The 15,574-nt window shown below is 65.9% G+C and carries 12 protein-coding genes, 1 tRNA gene and 1 pseudogene; 8 read left to right on the top strand and 6 right to left on the bottom strand.

Annotated elements, in window-relative coordinates:
- Positions 1-44: 44 nt before the first annotated feature.
- Positions 45-131: transfer RNA gene (locus tag ACQR03_RS01715), tRNA-Leu, on the top strand.
- Between the two features lie 34 nt (positions 132-165).
- Here the strand turns inward: ACQR03_RS01715 and ACQR03_RS01710 are convergent.
- The 4 genes from ACQR03_RS01710 to ACQR03_RS01695 form a co-directional block, all read right to left on the bottom strand.
- Complete coding sequence (locus ACQR03_RS01710; RefSeq protein ID WP_316164479.1) at positions 166-891, bottom strand: Crp/Fnr family transcriptional regulator; 726 nt, start codon at positions 889-891, stop codon at positions 166-168.
- 261 nt (positions 892-1,152) lie between these two features.
- Positions 1,153-1,812, bottom strand: coding sequence for a glutathione S-transferase family protein (locus tag ACQR03_RS01705; RefSeq protein ID WP_316172943.1), 660 nt, complete (start codon positions 1,810-1,812; stop codon positions 1,153-1,155).
- 31 nt (positions 1,813-1,843) lie between these two features.
- Positions 1,844-2,329, bottom strand: coding sequence for an SRPBCC family protein (locus ACQR03_RS01700; protein ID WP_434841516.1), 486 nt, complete (start codon positions 2,327-2,329; stop codon positions 1,844-1,846).
- Entirely contained in the window at positions 2,322-2,651 is a 330-nt protein-coding gene (locus tag ACQR03_RS01695; protein WP_315714704.1) for an ArsR/SmtB family transcription factor, read from the bottom strand. The genes ACQR03_RS01700 and ACQR03_RS01695 overlap by 8 nt, the downstream gene beginning before the upstream one ends.
- A gap of 214 nt (positions 2,652-2,865) precedes the next feature.
- Here ACQR03_RS01695 and ACQR03_RS01690 point away from each other — a divergent pair.
- Positions 2,866-4,269, top strand: a pseudogene (locus tag ACQR03_RS01690) (methyl-accepting chemotaxis protein).
- A gap of 328 nt (positions 4,270-4,597) precedes the next feature.
- Here ACQR03_RS01690 and ACQR03_RS01685 read toward each other — a convergent pair.
- A complete protein-coding gene (locus ACQR03_RS01685) occupies positions 4,598-6,211 on the bottom strand; it encodes an ABC transporter substrate-binding protein (RefSeq protein ID WP_315826241.1) in 1,614 nt (537 codons plus the stop codon).
- Positions 6,212-6,475: 264 nt separating this feature from the next.
- Between ACQR03_RS01685 and ACQR03_RS01680 the strand changes: the two genes are divergently transcribed.
- Complete coding sequence (locus ACQR03_RS01680; protein ID WP_315714707.1) at positions 6,476-6,616, top strand: hypothetical protein; 141 nt, start codon at positions 6,476-6,478, stop codon at positions 6,614-6,616.
- A gap of 98 nt (positions 6,617-6,714) precedes the next feature.
- Here ACQR03_RS01680 and ACQR03_RS01675 read toward each other — a convergent pair whose 3' ends face one another.
- Positions 6,715-8,328 carry an ABC transporter substrate-binding protein gene (locus ACQR03_RS01675; RefSeq protein ID WP_315749432.1) on the bottom strand — a complete coding sequence of 538 codons (1,614 nt, stop codon included), beginning with the start codon at positions 8,326-8,328 and terminating at the stop codon, positions 6,715-6,717.
- Positions 8,329-8,597: 269 nt separating this feature from the next.
- Between ACQR03_RS01675 and ACQR03_RS01670 the strand changes: the two genes are divergently transcribed.
- The 5 genes from ACQR03_RS01670 to ACQR03_RS01650 all read left to right on the top strand — a co-directional run bounded on the left by ACQR03_RS01670 (position 8,598) and on the right by ACQR03_RS01650 (position 15,554).
- Complete coding sequence (locus tag ACQR03_RS01670) at positions 8,598-9,728, top strand: M20/M25/M40 family metallo-hydrolase (protein WP_434841517.1); 1,131 nt, start codon at positions 8,598-8,600, stop codon at positions 9,726-9,728.
- A gap of 407 nt (positions 9,729-10,135) precedes the next feature.
- Positions 10,136-11,077, top strand: coding sequence for an ABC transporter permease (locus ACQR03_RS01665; RefSeq protein WP_315749429.1), 942 nt, complete (start codon positions 10,136-10,138; stop codon positions 11,075-11,077).
- A gap of 11 nt (positions 11,078-11,088) precedes the next feature.
- On the top strand, positions 11,089-11,979 hold the full coding sequence (locus ACQR03_RS01660; protein ID WP_315714711.1) for an ABC transporter permease: 891 nt from the start codon (positions 11,089-11,091) through the stop codon (positions 11,977-11,979).
- Positions 11,980-12,112: 133 nt separating this feature from the next.
- A complete protein-coding gene (locus ACQR03_RS01655; RefSeq protein WP_315749428.1) occupies positions 12,113-13,759 on the top strand; it encodes an ABC transporter ATP-binding protein in 1,647 nt (548 codons plus the stop codon).
- A 295-nt stretch (positions 13,760-14,054) separates the two neighbouring features.
- Entirely contained in the window at positions 14,055-15,554 is a 1,500-nt protein-coding gene (locus ACQR03_RS01650; protein ID WP_315749427.1) for a M81 family metallopeptidase, read from the top strand.
- Positions 15,555-15,574 lie beyond the last annotated feature (20 nt).

Below are 15,574 nucleotides of genomic sequence, written 5' to 3'. Positions count from 1 at the left end.
AACATTTGCCGGCCTGGAACGAAAAAGCTATGGAAATCAATAGGGCGGACGTGGCGGAACGGGTAGACGCAAGGGACTTAAAATCCCTCGATGGCAACGTCGTGTGGGTTCGAGTCCCACCGTCCGCACCAGCTATGCTCACCTTCCTTGACCGCCCTGCCCGGCTCAGTTCAACGCCGCCAGCCGCTCGAGCTCGGCGAGATCGGTAACCTCCAGCCTGCCCTCCGAGATCGTCAGGATCTTGCGATCGCGAAACAGCGCGAGCACGCGGCTGACATGGACCGAGGTCAGGCCGACGGCGTCGGCGATGTGCTGCTGCTTCAAGGGAAACGGATAGCGGTGGTGCTGGACCACACCGTCCACCGCGACGCGCCGCATCAGGCTGAGCAGCAGATGCGCGATCCGACGCTCGGCCGGACGCTGGCCGAGCACGGTGATGAGCTCGTAGGAGGCCCGGCCGTTGTCGCCGAGAGAGCGGAACACCTCCATCATGACCAGCTCGTCGGCGCGGCACTGCTTGCGGACCTCCTCGCCATCGAGCCGGCTGACCTGGACCTGGGTCAATGCCTTGGCCGAGAAGCTCATGCCTTTGGCGAAGATCGCCGCCGGCGAGAAGATGTCGCCCGGCAGCAGGAAGCGCAGGATCTGGCGGCCGCCATCCGACAACTGGATGTAACGGAATGCCCAGCCGCTGCAGAGTACGAGCACATCGTCGCGCGCCTCGCTCTGGCATTTGATCTGCTGGCCGGCCCGGACGGTGAAGAACTGCTGATGGAGCCGCGGCAGCGCCGACTGCGCCCGGCAGGCCTTGAAAAGCGCGGCACAGAATCCGGAATCGACGTGGGTGCAGGAGACGCAGCAGCCGGGGAGATCGGGTTCTGATCGCAGCATCAAGGGGTGCGCGCTTGTGTCCAATCCGTCCCGCCGACCCGGCTTCGTCATTCGGTCATCGGGACGCTGTGGCGGTCGATCGGGTGCGGCGGATGCCGAGGCCCTTCGACCTACGTCGCAGCTAAAATGGAACCGGCCCGCAGCGATATAACCTGGATTAATCAGACGGCTGAAAGTCGCGCATCCATCCCGGCGGCCGTCGCGGCGCGATCGCTCGCTTGGGCTTTGGATCTCACCCGAAGCATGATTGACGCCACGTGCCTACGCCGCTCGCGCTCGCGCCGTCAGCTCCGCCATGGTGGTGGACTTGAAGCTCGGCCGCGCCTCCAGCCGTTCGATCCAGGCGACAAGGTTGGGATGGCCGGCGGTCAGCTCCGCCCATTCCGGCGTCAACGACAGGAAGCTCGCCTGCGGCGCGGCCTGCAGATCGGCCAGCGACAGATGATCGCCGACCATGAACGGCTGCTCGCCGAGCAGCCGCGACAACTCCGCGATGACGGTTCTCGCCTGCGGCATCGCGCGCGCGATCGCGGCTTCGTCGGTAGTCGTGCCGAAGAATTGCGGGCCGACGATGCGCTGGAAGATGATGACGTTGCAGACGCCCTGGAACAGGTACCAGTCGCTGATGTTCATCACCTGGTCCATGCGCGCGGCCTGCCTGATATCCGCGGGCGTCAGGGCCGGCTCGGGCAGCACGCGGTCGAGATAGCGCAGGATCGCCTGGGTCTCGTACAACACGAAGCCGTCATGCGCGAGCACCGGCACGCGCCCGAAGGGATGACGCGCCAGATGCGCCGCGCCCTTGGAGTCGCCCGGCGCCAGCGCCGCGAGCCGATACGGCGCGCCTTTCTCCTCCAGCGCGATCAGCACGCTGCGCCCGAACGGGCTCCCCGGCACGGAATGGACGACGAACTCGGACATCACGATCTCCCCCACGCAGATGATGAACTGCTCATGATGACGCCGGCGGCCGCTCGGCCTCGGCTACGAAGCGCTGCAGCAGCCCCGGCCAGCCGCCGTCGACATCCCGCCGCATCGACGCGCCGGCCTCGCGGCCCATGGTTTCGAACTTGTGGTGCAGCAGCTCGACGCGGGTCACGTCCGGGCCCTCGGCAACGAATTGCACATCGACCTCCGAGCGCATCGCCGCGTCCGGCTTCCACTGCGCATCGATCTGCCACAGCATGACGAAGCGATGCGGCGGCTCCCATAGCGTGATGGTCGCGACCGTGGTCGCCGTGCCGTCCTCGGCGATCTCGAGCCAGCGGCCGCCGAGCTTCGGCTCCAGCATCACCTTCTCGATCGGCTTGCAGCCGACCCCATGCGTATGCGGCCACCAGCGCGTCAGGCCGCGCGTGAACACGTCGAACGCATGATCGATCGGCGCCCGGACATGGACGAGCTTCCGCACCGGCGCGATCACGGCCCCCTCACTCATCGATCCCCCCTTTCGTCTGCCGATGCGTGCGCTCCGCCTCGATCTTGAAGGCGAGCAGCGCGTCGTCCCAGAAGCTGTCGAGCCAGTCGCGCAGCTCGGCCAACCCCTCACGGCGCAACGCGTAGATGCGGCGCACGCCTTCGCTGCGCTCCTCGACCAGCCCGGCATCCTTCAGCACCTTCAGATGCTGCGAGACCGCCGGCCGCGACACCGGCATCCCGGCCGCGATCGCATGGACCGGCCGCGGTCCACCGCGCAGCCGTTCGAACACCTCCCGCCGCGTCGGGTCCGCCAGCACATTCAGTGTCGTTCCGTAAGTCATGGCTTACTGTAAGCCACTACTTACATAAACGTCAAGGCGGCAGGCCGGAGAACGCGAGAGCCCCGATCCCTGCAGATCTCGCCACCGCCGGTTGCAAGGAGAAACCCGCCATTAACCATAACCGAACCAGGGTGGAACCAACGGTTGCCGGCGTCCGGGCGGGTTGTGCGACGTCGCTCAGGCTGGCCGGGGCTCGCCATCAATGAGAGGCACGATGCTGGGATTCCGCCGAAAGAACGAACCATCGGACGCCCCGCTTGCGTCCGACACCTCCGCACACGACGCCTTCCAGGACGCGCTGGCCCAGTGCCTCGGTGACTGGGCGGACGGCAAGCTCAATCGCGATATCGGAGGCGTCGATGCTGCCGCGCTGCGCGCCCAGCTCAAGCCGCAACTGATCGAGGCCATCCATCGTCTCGGCACCGCGCTCGCGGCCCGCGCGTCCCAGGATCTCGATTCCGTCGTCGACATCTGCATCAACAGCAACGAAGCCTCGATCAGCGCGGCGCGCCTGATCGGCGCCTCCAACAATTAGTCCGAACGCTGTCAGAGTCTCGCTGCCGCATCGGTGGAGATGCAGGCCTCCGTGCACACCATCCGGTCGACGTCGACCGAAGCCGCTGCCGAGGCTGCCGCGACGCGCCAGGCCGTCGAGAACAGCGTGACCGCGGTACAACGGACGTTGCAGACGATGAACGGCATCGCCAGCTCCGTGCGCGACACCTCGGCGAAGATCGCCGATCTCAGCGCCGCCTCCGCCGAGATCGGATCCATCGTCGGCACCATCGACGCGATCGCCAACCAGACCAACCTGCTGGCACTCAATGCCACCATCGAGGCGGCGCGCGCCGGCGAATTCGGCAGGGGCTTCGCGGTGGTCGCCGCCGAGGTCAAGAACCTGTCGCAGCAGACCACCAAGGCGACGGAGGACATCAAGGGTCGTATCGAGCGGCTGCAAGCCGAGATGAGCGGCATCGTCGAGGCCATGGCCGGCGGCGCCAAGGCGGTCGAGGTCGGCATGTCCGAGATGAACGATCTGGCGCAGGCGATCGATCAGGCCGGCACCCGGACCGCGGTGGTCAGCACCAAGATGGATGAGATCTCCGGCATTCTCGCCGAGCAGTCCGCCGCAACCGACGAGGTCGCGCAGGGCATCACCATCATCGCCGATCTCGCGACCGCCAATGCCAACGAGGTGATGTCGCTCGCGGACACCATGGGCAAGACGGACGCAAAGGTCGGCAAGATGCTGGGCGAGATCGCCAAGCTCTCGCTCGACAACCAGGTGGTGAGATTGGCCAAGGCCGATCACGTGATCTGGAAGAAGCGGCTGGTGGACATGTCGGTCGGCCGGCTGCAACTTCGCGCCGACGAGCTCTCCGATCATCACACGTGCCGGCTCGGCAAATGGTACTATGGCGAAGGCGGCCAGCGTCTGGCCGGCGATCCGGCATTTCGCAACCTCGAACGCCCTCACGAGGCGGTGCACCGCCACGGCAAGGAAGCCGCGCGCCTGTTCAGCTCAGGGCGCATCGATGAAGCGCTCAACGAGATCGGCAGGGTCGAGGTCGCTTCCAGCGAGGTGTTGGCGGCGCTGGACGAGATCAGGGCCTCATAGCTACGAGGCTGCTGCCGACGTCACGTCACTCCATCCTCGCGTCATTCCGGGGCGTGCGCAGCACGAGCCCGGAATCCATAGCCACAGGACAGGGTGTGGTGTGAGATGGCAGTGGCGCTTGTCTTCGCCACATGACGGCGCGTGGATATGGATTCCGGGCTCATCGCTGCGCGATGCCCCGGAATGACGGCGAGAGAGCCGGCCCCGTCGGCAGTCGTGTAGCCCGGATGAGCGATAGCGACATCCGGGTCTCCTCCACAGCGCGTTTGAACCCGGATGTCGCTATCGCTCATCCGGGCTGCGGCTACGGGCCGCGGCCGACATCTCGTCACTCGCTCTTGTCGACGTTCCAGAACACCGGCACGGCCTGCCCTTCCAGGACGCCGGTGATCGATTTGCGCCAGGCGCTCGGCATGAACCATTGGCCGAGCGGCACGTAGATCACCTGGTCGTAGACCTCCTGCTGAATCTGGGCGGCGATCCGCTTCTGGTCCTCCGGCTTCGTGGCCTTGGCGAAGGCGTCGCGCAGCTCCTCCATCTTGGGATCGTCGGGCCAGCCGAACGGGCTCTTCTGGCCGCGTGCGCCGACGAAGGTGCTGCCGATCGGATTGCCGGAGTCGGCGATCACCGAGTTGGTGAAGAACATGTTCCAGCCGCCCTCCTTGGGCGGCTTCTGGCTGGCACGCCGCGTCACCACGGTCTGCCAGTCCGTCGTCTGCAGATCGACCTTGAAGCCGGCCTCGCGCAACAGCTGCGCGGCGACCACCGGCTGCGCCTTCAGGGTGATCGCATCGCCCGGCGCGAGGATCACGACGGGCGTACCGTCATAGCCGGCCTCGGCCAGCAGCTTCTTGGCCTGCTCCATGCCGTTGCCCTTCACCAGCGTCTCCGAGCCGATGTCGGATTCGAGCGGCGTGCCGCAGCCGAACACGGCGCCGCAGATCGTGTAGTACTTGGCGTTACCGACGAGCGCGTCGAGCACATCCTTCTGGTTCAGCGCCAGGAACGCCGCACGGCGGATCTTCACATTGTCGAACGGCGGAAACAGGAAGTTCATGCGTCCCAAGGTCTGGTAGCCGAACTTGTTCAGCACGTTCATCGAAAGATCGGGATTGGCTGATAGCACCGGCTCGAGATCGAGCGGCGGGAATTCCATGAAGTCGATGTCGCCGGCCTGCAGCGCGTTGACGGCCGTCTGCGCATCGGGCATCGAGACCCACTCGACGCGGTCGACCTTCACCACCTTGCCGCCGGCCGTCCAGCTCGGCGGCTCCTTGCGCGGCACGTAGTCGGTGTTCTTCTCATACACCGCCTTCACGCCCGGCTGGAATTCCGCCTTGACGAACTTGAACGGTCCGGAGCCGATCTGCTCCGAGATCTGCTGGTTCGCGGGCGTCTCGGCCAAACGCTTCGGCATCATGAACGGTACGTAGGAGGACGGCTTGCCGATCGACTCCAGCACCAGGCCGTACGGCTCCTTCAGCTTCAAGGTGATGGTCTTGGCATCGGTGGCCTCGAGCGAGGCCGTGGCCTCCATCAGCTTCTGGCCCATGCTGTCGTTGCGGCTCCAGCGCTTCAACGAGGCGACGCAATCTTCGGCGGTGACCGGCGCGCCGTCGTGCCACTTCAGGCCGTCGCGCAAGGTGAAGGTGTAGGTCAGCTTGTCGTCCGAGACCGTCCACTCTGCCATCTGCGGCTGGACCTGAAACTTGGCGTCGGTCCCGAGCAGGGTGTCGTATACCATGTAGCCGTGGTCGCGCGTGATGTAGGCCGGCGTGAACACGGGATCGATGACGCGCAGATCCGAATGCATCACCGCCGTGATCGTCTTCTTGCCGGCGGCGAGGGCCTGGGTCGTCACGCCCGCCATCGACACGGCCATGACCGAGGCGACGAACCATGAAACGAGCGCGGATGCGGTCCGGCGCGGAGTATGTGACATGCGATCTCTCTTGACGTGGGCTTCCATCCGAGGGCCCCGATACCGATCAAGGCCTGACGAGGCGTCCTGCGTCGCGTCTGCAAACGCTCAGCAAACAGTCTCGGCGAGGGAGACTTGCAGCAGTTCCATCGGAGGTCAATCGCCACGGACGCATGGGTCACCGCATCACGCGGCTGCACACATCGTGACTGCCGACGATGGCGTCCCGCCATCTGGAACTCGGCTGCGCCTCGTCCGTTATGCGCAGCAGCAAGGAGCCTGATGATGCCGAATGAAGTCACCAAGCCGCGGGACAGCCGACATCCGGCCATGCCGATCCGCACCGATAAGAACCCGTCCCAGGATCAGATCAGCCCACCCTTGATGGTCGAGGGTCTCGAAGCCGTGCGCGATCCGCACTGCTGAAGGGCGCTAACGCACGGGCGAATGCAGGAACAAAAAAGAGACGCGGCGAAGTCTCCACTTCGCCGCGTCTTTGTTTGCGTCACGAGTGCGTCCGCCGCCTACTCGCTCTTGTCGACATTCCAGAACACCGGCGTCGCCGGGCCGTCGAGCACGCCGGTCAGCGATTTGCGCCAGCCACTCGGCAGCAGATATTGTCCGAGCGGGATGTAGATCACCTTCTCGTAGTTCTGCTTCTGGATTTCGGTGGCGATCTTCTTCTGCTCGTCGAGCGAGGACGACCGCGCGTAGGCGTCGCGCAGCTTCTCGATGTCGGCATCCTCGGCCCAGCCGAACCAGCCGCCCTTGGTGCCGCGGCCGCCGACCGAGACGTTCGCCACGGGATTGGCGACGTCGGCGCCGACCCAGTTGGTGAAGAACATGTTCCAGCCGCCCTCCTTCACGGGCTTCTGGCTGGCGCGCCGCGTCACCACCGTCTGCCAGTCGGTGGCCTGCAGGTCGACCTTGAAGCCGGCCTCGCGCAACAGCTGCGCCGCCACCACGGGCTGCGCCTTCAAGGTGGTGACGTCGCCCGGCGCCATGATCGCGATCGGCGTGCCGTCATAGCCGGACTCGGCGAGCGCCTTCTTGGCCTCGGCCATGCCGTTGCCCTTGATCAGCGTCTCGGCACCGACGTCGGTCTCGAGCGGCGTGCCGCACACGAACACGGCGCCGCAGACCTTCTGGTACTTCTCGTTGCCGACCAGCGCGTCGAGCACGTCCTTCTGGTTCAGGGCGAGGAAGGCCGCGCGGCGCACCTTCACGTTGTCGAACGGCGGGTTGAGGAAGTTCATGCGGCCGAGCGTCTGGTAGCCGAACTTGTTCAGCACGTCGATCTTGAGCTCGGAGTTCGACTCCAGCACCGGCAGCATGTCGTAGGGAAGGTTCTCCATGAAGTCGATGTCGCCGGACTGCAGCGCGTTCACAGCGGTCTGCGCGTCAGGCATCGTGATCCACTCGACGCGGTCGACCTTCACCACCTTGCCGCCGGACGTCCAGCTCGCCGGCTCCTTGCGCGGCACGTAGTCGGTGTTCTTCTCGTACACCGCCTTCACGCCCGGCTGGAATTCCGCCTTGACGAATTTGAACGGGCCCGAGCCGATCTGCTCGGGAATCTGCTGGCCCTGCGGCGTCTCGGCGAGACGCTTCGGCATCATGAACGGCACCAGCGAGGACGGCTTGGCGATCGACTCCAGGACGAGTCCGTAGGGCTCCTTCAACTTGAGCACGATGGTCTTGGCATCCGGCGCCTCCAGGCTCGCCGTGAAGTCCATCAGCTTCTGGCCCATGCCGTCATTGCGGCCCCAGCGCTTCAGCGAGGCGACGCAGTCCTCGGCGGTCACGGGCGTGCCGTCATGCCATTTCAGGCCGTCGCGCAGGGTGAAGGTGTAGGTCAGCTTGTCGTCGGAGACCTTCCAGTCCGCCATCTGCGGCTGGACCTTGAAATTCGAATCGGTCGCCAGCAGCGTGTCATAAACCATGTAGCCATGGTCGCGGGTGATGTAGGCCGTCGTGAATCCGGGATCGATGACGCGCAGATCCGAATGCATCACCGCCGTGATCGTCTTCTTGCCGGCTGCGATGGCCTGGGTGCTCAGCGCCGTCGAGAGCGAAAGCATGGAAACGGCGAGGCTCGTCGCGAGCGTCAGACGTTTCCAGCGCGGGCTGTGGAACATTACGAGGTCTCCTGAGTGGATGGCTTGACCTGAAACTCATCAGATCCAGACCATTCGTTGGGCGTGCAGATCAATCCTTGTGCGAACTAACATGCTGTAAGTCGCGAGCTTTCGACAGTTGCAGACGTCGCCTTTCGCGTCAATCCGCATTCAGCGCATGCGGCCCTGGGCTGAGAATGCCGTTAACGTCTGCGTAGCTTTCGCTTTACAAGACGTGCGCAACTCCGTCTCGTGTCATGAGATCGCGACAAAGCCTTGAGAGAGCACAAATGAATCCAGCCCATCTTCCCTTCGATACCGACATCATGCTGCAGGGCTTGCGCGGCTGGGTCGAATGCGAAAGTCCGACCTGGGACGCCGCCGCGGTGGAGCGCATGCTGGATCTCGCCGCGCGCGACATGGCCATCATGGGTGCGACGATCGAGCGCATCGCCGGACGCCAGGGCTTCGCCGGCTGCGTGCGCGCCCGCTTCCCGCACCCGCGGCAGGGTGAGCCGGGCATCCTGATCGCCGGCCACATGGATACCGTTCACCCCGTCGGCACGCTGGCCAGGCTGCCTTGGCGCCGCGAGGGCAACAAATGCTACGGGCCCGGCATCTGCGACATGAAAGGCGGCAACTATCTCACGCTGGAAGCGATCCGCCAGCTGATCAAGGCTTCCATCGCGACGCCGCTGCCGATCACCATCCTGTTCACGCCGGACGAGGAGGTCGGCACGCCCTCGACCCGAGACATCATCGAAGCCGAGGCGCAGCGCAACAAATACGTGCTGGTGCCCGAGCCGGGCCGTCAGGACAATGGCGTGGTGACCGGCCGCTATGCCATCGCCCGCTTCAATCTCGAGGCGATCGGACGTCCGAGCCATGCCGGCGCGCGGCTCGGCGCGGGCCGTTCCGCGATCCGGGAAATGGCGCGACAGATCCTCGCCATCGACGGCATGACGACGGAGGACTGCACCTTCTCGGTCGGCATCGTGCATGCCGGCCAGTGGGTCAACTGCGTCGCCACCACCGCCACCGGCGAAGCCCTCAGCATGGCGAAGCGGCAGGCCGATCTCGACCACGGCGTGGAGCGGATGCTGGCGCTGTCCGGCACCACCGACGACGTGACATTCAAGGTGACGCGCGGCGTGACGCGGCCGGTGTGGGAGCCGGATTCCGGAACCATGGCGCTGTACGAGAAGGCGCGCGGCATCGCCGAACAGCTCGGCCTGTCGCTGCCGCACGGCTCGGCAGGCGGCGGCTCGGATGGCAACTTTACCGGCGCGCTCGGCATTCCGACCCTCGACGGCCTCGGGGTGCGCGGCACCGACATGCACACCCTGAACGAGCACATCGAGATCGACAGCCTTGCCGAGCGTGGCCGCCTGATGGCGGGACTGCTCGCGACCCTGGCGTAGGATTGCCTCCGGGCAAGATCTCGTAGCCCGCATGAGCGCAGCGACATGCGGGGTCATCGCCGCAGCGCGAGACCCCGGGGTCGCTTCGCTCTCCCGGCTACGCACCGCCTGCTGCGCAGCAGCACGGTTTCATTTTCCGGGACCAGGACGGTGAGTAGACAACGGCTCCACGGCGCGCGCATGATGGCATGCGGCTTGCAAAGTTTCGCGCAGGGTTCGCCGCAAAGTGCTGCGACATTGTTCGCAAATGCGACGGTTCGCGCGGATCACGAACACCGTGTCATCGCGCGTGCACGAGCGGACGAGCGAACACCGGAGACCTTGAAAGCGATGGATATCGGTGACATGCACACTCTCTCACGACGTTGCGCGCGTCGCCCCAGCACCATGAAGGTGGTTCTCTCAAGATGATCGGTTATCTGCTTCGCCGCATCCTCGCATCCATCCCCGTGATGGGCGTGGTGGCGCTGTTCGTCTTTCTCCTGCTGCGGCTGACGCCGGGCGATCCCGCCGCGATTCTCGCCGGCGACAACGCGACTCCGGAGCAGCTCGAGCGCATCCGCACCACGCTCGGACTGAACGAGCCGCTCTACATCCAGTTCATCACCTGGATCAATCAGCTGCTGCATGGCGATCTCGGCGTGTCGCTGATCTCCAAGGTGCCGGTGCTGCAGATGATCGGCCAGCGCATCGAGCCGTCGATCTCGGTCGCGGTCTCGACCATCATCCTGTCGATTCTCGTCGCTGTCCCGCTCGGCGTCATCGCGGCCTGGAAGCACGGCACCTGGATCGATCGTTTCGTGATGGCGCTCTCGGTGATCGGCTTCTCGGTGCCGGTGTTCGTCATCGGCTACATCCTGATCCAGCTGTTCGCGATCAACCTGCGCTGGGTCCCCGTCCAGGGCTTCAAGAGTCTCAGCGCCGGCTTCGGCCCGTTCTTCGAGCGCATCATCCTGCCGACCTGCGCATTGTCCTTCATCTACGTCGCGCTGATCGCGCGCATGACGCGCGCCGCGATGCTCGACGTGCTCGGCGAGGACTTCGTGCGCACCGCGCGCGCCAAGGGCGTCAGCGAGATCGCGGTGCTGCTGCGCCACGCGTTGCGCAATGCGGCCGTGCCCGTCATCACGGTGATCGGCTCCGGCTTCGCGCTGTTGATCTCCGGCGTCGTGGTTACCGAGAGCGTGTTCAACCTGCCCGGCATCGGCCGCCTCACCGTCGACGCCGTGCTGGCGCGCGACTATCCGGTCATCCAGGGCATGATCCTTCTGACCTCCTTCATCTATCTCGCGGTCAATCTCCTGATCGACCTCGCCTACACCCTGCTCGATCCACGCATCCGCTACTGAGGCCCTTTCCGATGGCGATCGTCACCACCCCTGAGCCGTCGATCCCGGTCACCACGCGACTGGGGCCCCGGTTCGGCTTTCTCACCTCGACCCCGATCATCGCCGTGGCGACCGTCTGCCTGTCGCTCATCGTGCTGATATCGATCCTCGCACCGCTGCTGGCGCCGCACGATCCCGTGCTGCTCGCGCCGGCGCAGCGGCTCAAGCCGTCGAGCGCGCAACACCTGCTCGGCACCGACGCCTATGGCCGCGACCTGCTGTCGCGCACGATCTATGGCGGCCGCATCTCGCTTCTGGTCGGCGTCGGCGCCGCGATCATCTCGATCGCGATCGGACTCGTGATCGGCCTCGTCTCCGGCTTCTTCCGCTGGGTCGACGCCATCCTGATGCGCGTGATGGACGGCCTGATGGCGATCCCGAGCATCCTGCTCGCCATCGCCGTCGTCTCGCTGTCGGGCGCCAGCGTCGGCACCGTGATGATCGCGATCACCATCGTCGAGATCCCGCGCGTCGCGCGCCTGGTCCGCTCGGTCGTGCTGACGGCACGCGAGGAGCCCTACGTCGAAGCTGCGATTTCGCTGGGGACGTCGATGCCCAAGATCATGTGGCGGCATCTGATGCCGAACACGATCGCGCCGCTGATCGTCCAGGGCACCTACATCTGCGCCGCCGCGATCCTCACCGAGGCGATCCTGTCGTTCCTCGGCGCCGGCATCAGCCCGGAGACGCCGACCTGGGGCAACATCATGGCCGAGGGCCGTTCCTACTTCCAGATCAAGCCGTCGTTGATCTTCTGGCCGGGCCTGCTGCTGTCGATCGCCATCCTCTCGATCAACCTGATCGGCGATGCCGCGCGCGACGCGCTCGACCCGCGCATGAAGCAGCGCGAGGCCGGCAAGTGACGGCCTTTCGTAGCCCGGATGATCATCTCACTTTTCGTCATTGCGAGCGAAGCGAAGCAATCCAGGGCCACGCCCGGAACTCTGGATTGCTTCGTCGCTTCGCTCCTCGCAATGACGCTGGAGAAATGAACACATGACCGACACCATCCTCGACATCGACAATCTCGTCGTCACAGTCGGCAAGACGAAGAACCCGAACGGCCCGCGCATCATCGACGGCGTATCGATCAAGGTCGAAAAGGGCGAGACGCTCTGCGTCGTCGGCGAAAGCGGCTCCGGCAAATCGGTGACCTCGCTGACCACGATGGGCCTGCTGCCGAAGAACGCGCTGCATGCCGTCGGCGGCAGCGTCAAGCTGGTCGGCGAAGAGCTGCTCACGGCGAGCGATCGCCGGCTGCGCGAGCTGCGCGCCACCCGGATGGCGATGATCTTCCAGGAGCCGATGACCGCGCTCAATCCGGTCGTGCCGGTGGGCCGCCAGATCGACGAGGTCCTGCGCGCGCATACGTCCCTCGATGCGCGGACGCGGCGCAAGCGCATCCTCGACATGATGGAGCAGGTCCACCTGCCCGACGTCGAGCGCATTTTCGGCTCCTATCCCCATCGCCTGTCCGGCGGCCAGCGCCAGCGCATCATGATCGCGATGGCGCTGGTGCTCGAGCCGAAACTCCTGATCGCCGACGAGCCGACGACCGCACTCGACGTCACCACGCAGAAGCAGATCCTCTCGCTGATCCGCGAGTTGCAGCGCGATCACGGCACCGCCGTGCTGTTCATCACCCACGACATGGGCGTCGTCGCCGAGATCGCCGACCGCGTCTCGGTGATGCGCCAGGGCCGCCTGGTCGAGACCGGCGCGCTCGACAAGATCCTGCGCAGCCCCGAGATGGACTACACGCGCAACCTGCTCGCCTCCGTCCCCAGCCTGATCCCACGCCCGCCGCGGCCCGAGAGCACCGAGCCGGTGGTGCTGGAGACCAACGAGCTCGGCAAGGTCTATCGCGAGCGCTCGTTCCTCGGCAAGGCGCGCGAAGTCGTCGCTGCGCAGAACGTCACGCTCACCCTGCGCAAGGGCCGCACGCTCGGCATCGTCGGCGAAAGCGGCTCCGGCAAATCGACCGTGGCCCGCTGCATCGTGCGGCTGATCGATCCGACCTCCGGCGGCGTCCGCCTCGCCGGCCACGAGATCTCGATCCTGACCCGCCGGCTGCTGCAGCCGCACCGCAAGCGCATCCAGATCGTGTTCCAGGATCCCTACCGCTCGCTCAACCCGCGGCTGACCGTCGGCGAGAGCATCGCCGAGGGACCGGTCAACTACGGCACCTCGCATGACAAGGCGATGGCGCGGGCGCGCGAGCTGCTCGAGCTGGTCGGCCTGCCCGCGGACGCGATCTCGCGCTACCCGCACCAGTTCTCCGGCGGCCAGCGCCAGCGCATCGCGATTGCGCGCGCGCTCGCGCTCGATCCCGACGTGCTGGTGGCGGATGAAGCGGTCTCCGCGCTCGACGTCTCGGTGCAGGCGCAGGTCCTGGAACTGCTCGACGAGATCCAGCAACGGCTCGGCATCGCCATCCTGTTCATCACGCATGACCTGCGCGTCGCCGCGCAGATCTGCGACGACGTCGTCGTGATGCAGAAGGGCCGCATCGTCGAGCAGGGCCCGGCCGGCGAGATCCTGACGCATCCGAAGGAGGCCTATACCAAGTCCCTGCTCGAGGCCGCGCCGGGACGGAACTGGGATTTCGCGAACTTCCGGCCGGTGGCGGAGGCGGTGGCGTAGCAGCGCCACGCACCGCTGTCATTCCGGGGCGTGCGCAGCACGAACCCGGAATCCATACCCACAGGCGGGTGTGGTGATATCGGCTGGTCGACAGCCTGCTTCCCAACGACCGCCTGTGGGTATGGATTCCGGGCTCATCGCCGCGCGATGCCCCGGAATGACGCGCGGAGAGAGTCCGTGCAGGCCGGCGCGCCGTCATCGTGGCCCGCATGCAAAACGGCATCGCTCCTTCGCTTGCCTGCGCCGCGAGGGCCGGTCTAACGTCATGACACGTTCAACGGCCTGAGGCGAAGTAATGACGCGCGTCGCGATCGGCGGCTTCCTGCACGAGACCAATACATTCGCACCGACGAAAGCCGACTACGACGCGTTCATGCACGGCGGCGGCCGCGCTTCGATCGCCGATGCGGCCTCCGTGCTCACGACGATGCGCGGCATCAATGCCGGCCAGGCCGGCTTCATGGCAGTCGCGGAAGCCAACGGTTGGGACGTCGTGCCCACCATCGCCTGCGCGGCGAGTCCCTCCGCGCATGTCACCAGGGATGCGTTCGAGCGCATCACGGGCGTGATGGTCGACCGCATCAAGGCCGCCGGCCCGCTCGACGGCGTCTATCTCGACCTGCATGGTGCGATGGTGACGGAGCATCTCGACGACGGCGAAGGCGAGATCCTGGCGCGCGTGCGCGAGGTGATCGGCCCGAACGTGCCGCTGGTCGCGAGCCTCGACCTGCATGCCAACGTCACCCCCGAGATGATGGCACATGCCGATGCGCTGATCGCCTACCGGAAATATCCGCACACCGACATGGCCGACACCGGCCGCGCCAGCGCCGAGCACCTCGCGCTGCTGCTGCGCGCAAAGACGCCGCTGGCGAAAGCCTTCCGGCAGTTGCCGTTCCTGATCCCGATCAGCTGGCAGTGCACCAATGACCAGCCGACCAAGGGCATCTACGAGAAGCTTGCGGCGCTGCAGAGCGAGGCGGTGCCGACGCTGTCGTTCGCGCCCGGCTTTCCCGCCGCCGATTTCGCGCATTGCGGCCCAAGCGTGTTCGCCTATGGCCGGACGCAGGCCGACGCGGACGCCGCGGCGGATGCGATCGCGGCGATCGTCGCGGGCCACGAGGATGATTTCGACGGCCGCATCTACACGCCCGATGACGGCGTGCGCCATGCGATGACGCTGGCGAAGACAGCAACGCGTCCGATCGTGATCGCCGACACCCAGGACAATCCCGGCGCGGGCGGCGATTCCGATACGACCGGCATGCTGCGCGCGCTGGTGCGCAATCGCGCCAGCCGCGCCGCGATCGGCATGATCTACGATCCGCAAGCGGCGATCGCCGCGCATGCGGCCGGCGAAGGGGCCACCGTGACGCTGTCGCTCGGCGGCAAGAGCGGCATTCCCGGCGATGCGCCGTTCGAGGAGAGCTTCATCGTCGAGAAGATCTCCGACGGCCGCTTCGTCGCACCCGGCCCGTTCTACGGCGGCCGCAAGATGGAAATGGGACCGTCAGCGTGTTTGCGCATTGGCGACGTCCGCGTCGTCGTGGCCTCGCACAAGTCCCAGCTTGCCGACCAGGAGATGTACCGCTTCGTCGGCATCGAGCCGACCGCGCAGGCGATCCTGGTCAACAAGAGCTCGGTGCATTTCCGCGCCGATTTCGAACCGATCGCCGAACATCTCCTGATCTGCGCCGCGCCCGGCGCGATGCCCGCCGATCCCTCCACCCTGCCCTGGACCAGCTTGCGTCCGGGCATCCGCCTCAAGCCGAACGGCCCGGCGTTCGAAGCTTAACCCGACAACGGAAACGCCCC

The sequence above is a fragment of the Bradyrhizobium sp. HKCCYLS3070 genome (assembly GCF_051167575.1).
Lineage (GTDB): Bacteria > Pseudomonadota > Alphaproteobacteria > Rhizobiales > Xanthobacteraceae > Bradyrhizobium.
This window is presented reverse-complemented; position numbering and strand designations above follow the sequence as displayed.

What these genes read in the sequence shown, in the direction of transcription:
- ACQR03_RS01705 (WP_316172943.1), bottom strand. Translation starts at nt 1,812, where the DNA reads ATGTCCGAGTTCGTCGTCCATTCCGTGCCGGGGAGCCCGTTCGGGCGC.
- ACQR03_RS01680 (WP_315714707.1), top strand. Translation starts at nt 6,476, where the DNA reads ATGCCGAATGAAGTCACCAAGCCGCGGGACAGCCGACATCCGGCCATG.
- ACQR03_RS01695 (WP_315714704.1), bottom strand. Translation starts at nt 2,651, where the DNA reads ATGACTTACGGAACGACACTGAATGTGCTGGCGGACCCGACGCGGCGG.
- ACQR03_RS01665 (WP_315749429.1), top strand. Translation starts at nt 10,136, where the DNA reads ATGATCGGTTATCTGCTTCGCCGCATCCTCGCATCCATCCCCGTGATG.
- ACQR03_RS01675 (WP_315749432.1), bottom strand. Translation starts at nt 8,328, where the DNA reads ATGTTCCACAGCCCGCGCTGGAAACGTCTGACGCTCGCGACGAGCCTC.
- ACQR03_RS01700 (WP_434841516.1), bottom strand. Translation starts at nt 2,329, where the DNA reads ATGAGTGAGGGGGCCGTGATCGCGCCGGTGCGGAAGCTCGTCCATGTC.
- ACQR03_RS01655 (WP_315749428.1), top strand. Translation starts at nt 12,113, where the DNA reads ATGACCGACACCATCCTCGACATCGACAATCTCGTCGTCACAGTCGGC.
- ACQR03_RS01685 (WP_315826241.1), bottom strand. Translation starts at nt 6,211, where the DNA reads ATGTCACATACTCCGCGCCGGACCGCATCCGCGCTCGTTTCATGGTTC.
- ACQR03_RS01710 (WP_316164479.1), bottom strand. Translation starts at nt 891, where the DNA reads ATGCTGCGATCAGAACCCGATCTCCCCGGCTGCTGCGTCTCCTGCACC.
- ACQR03_RS01670 (WP_434841517.1), top strand. Translation starts at nt 8,598, where the DNA reads ATGAATCCAGCCCATCTTCCCTTCGATACCGACATCATGCTGCAGGGC.
- ACQR03_RS01650 (WP_315749427.1), top strand. Translation starts at nt 14,055, where the DNA reads ATGACGCGCGTCGCGATCGGCGGCTTCCTGCACGAGACCAATACATTC.
- ACQR03_RS01660 (WP_315714711.1), top strand. Translation starts at nt 11,089, where the DNA reads ATGGCGATCGTCACCACCCCTGAGCCGTCGATCCCGGTCACCACGCGA.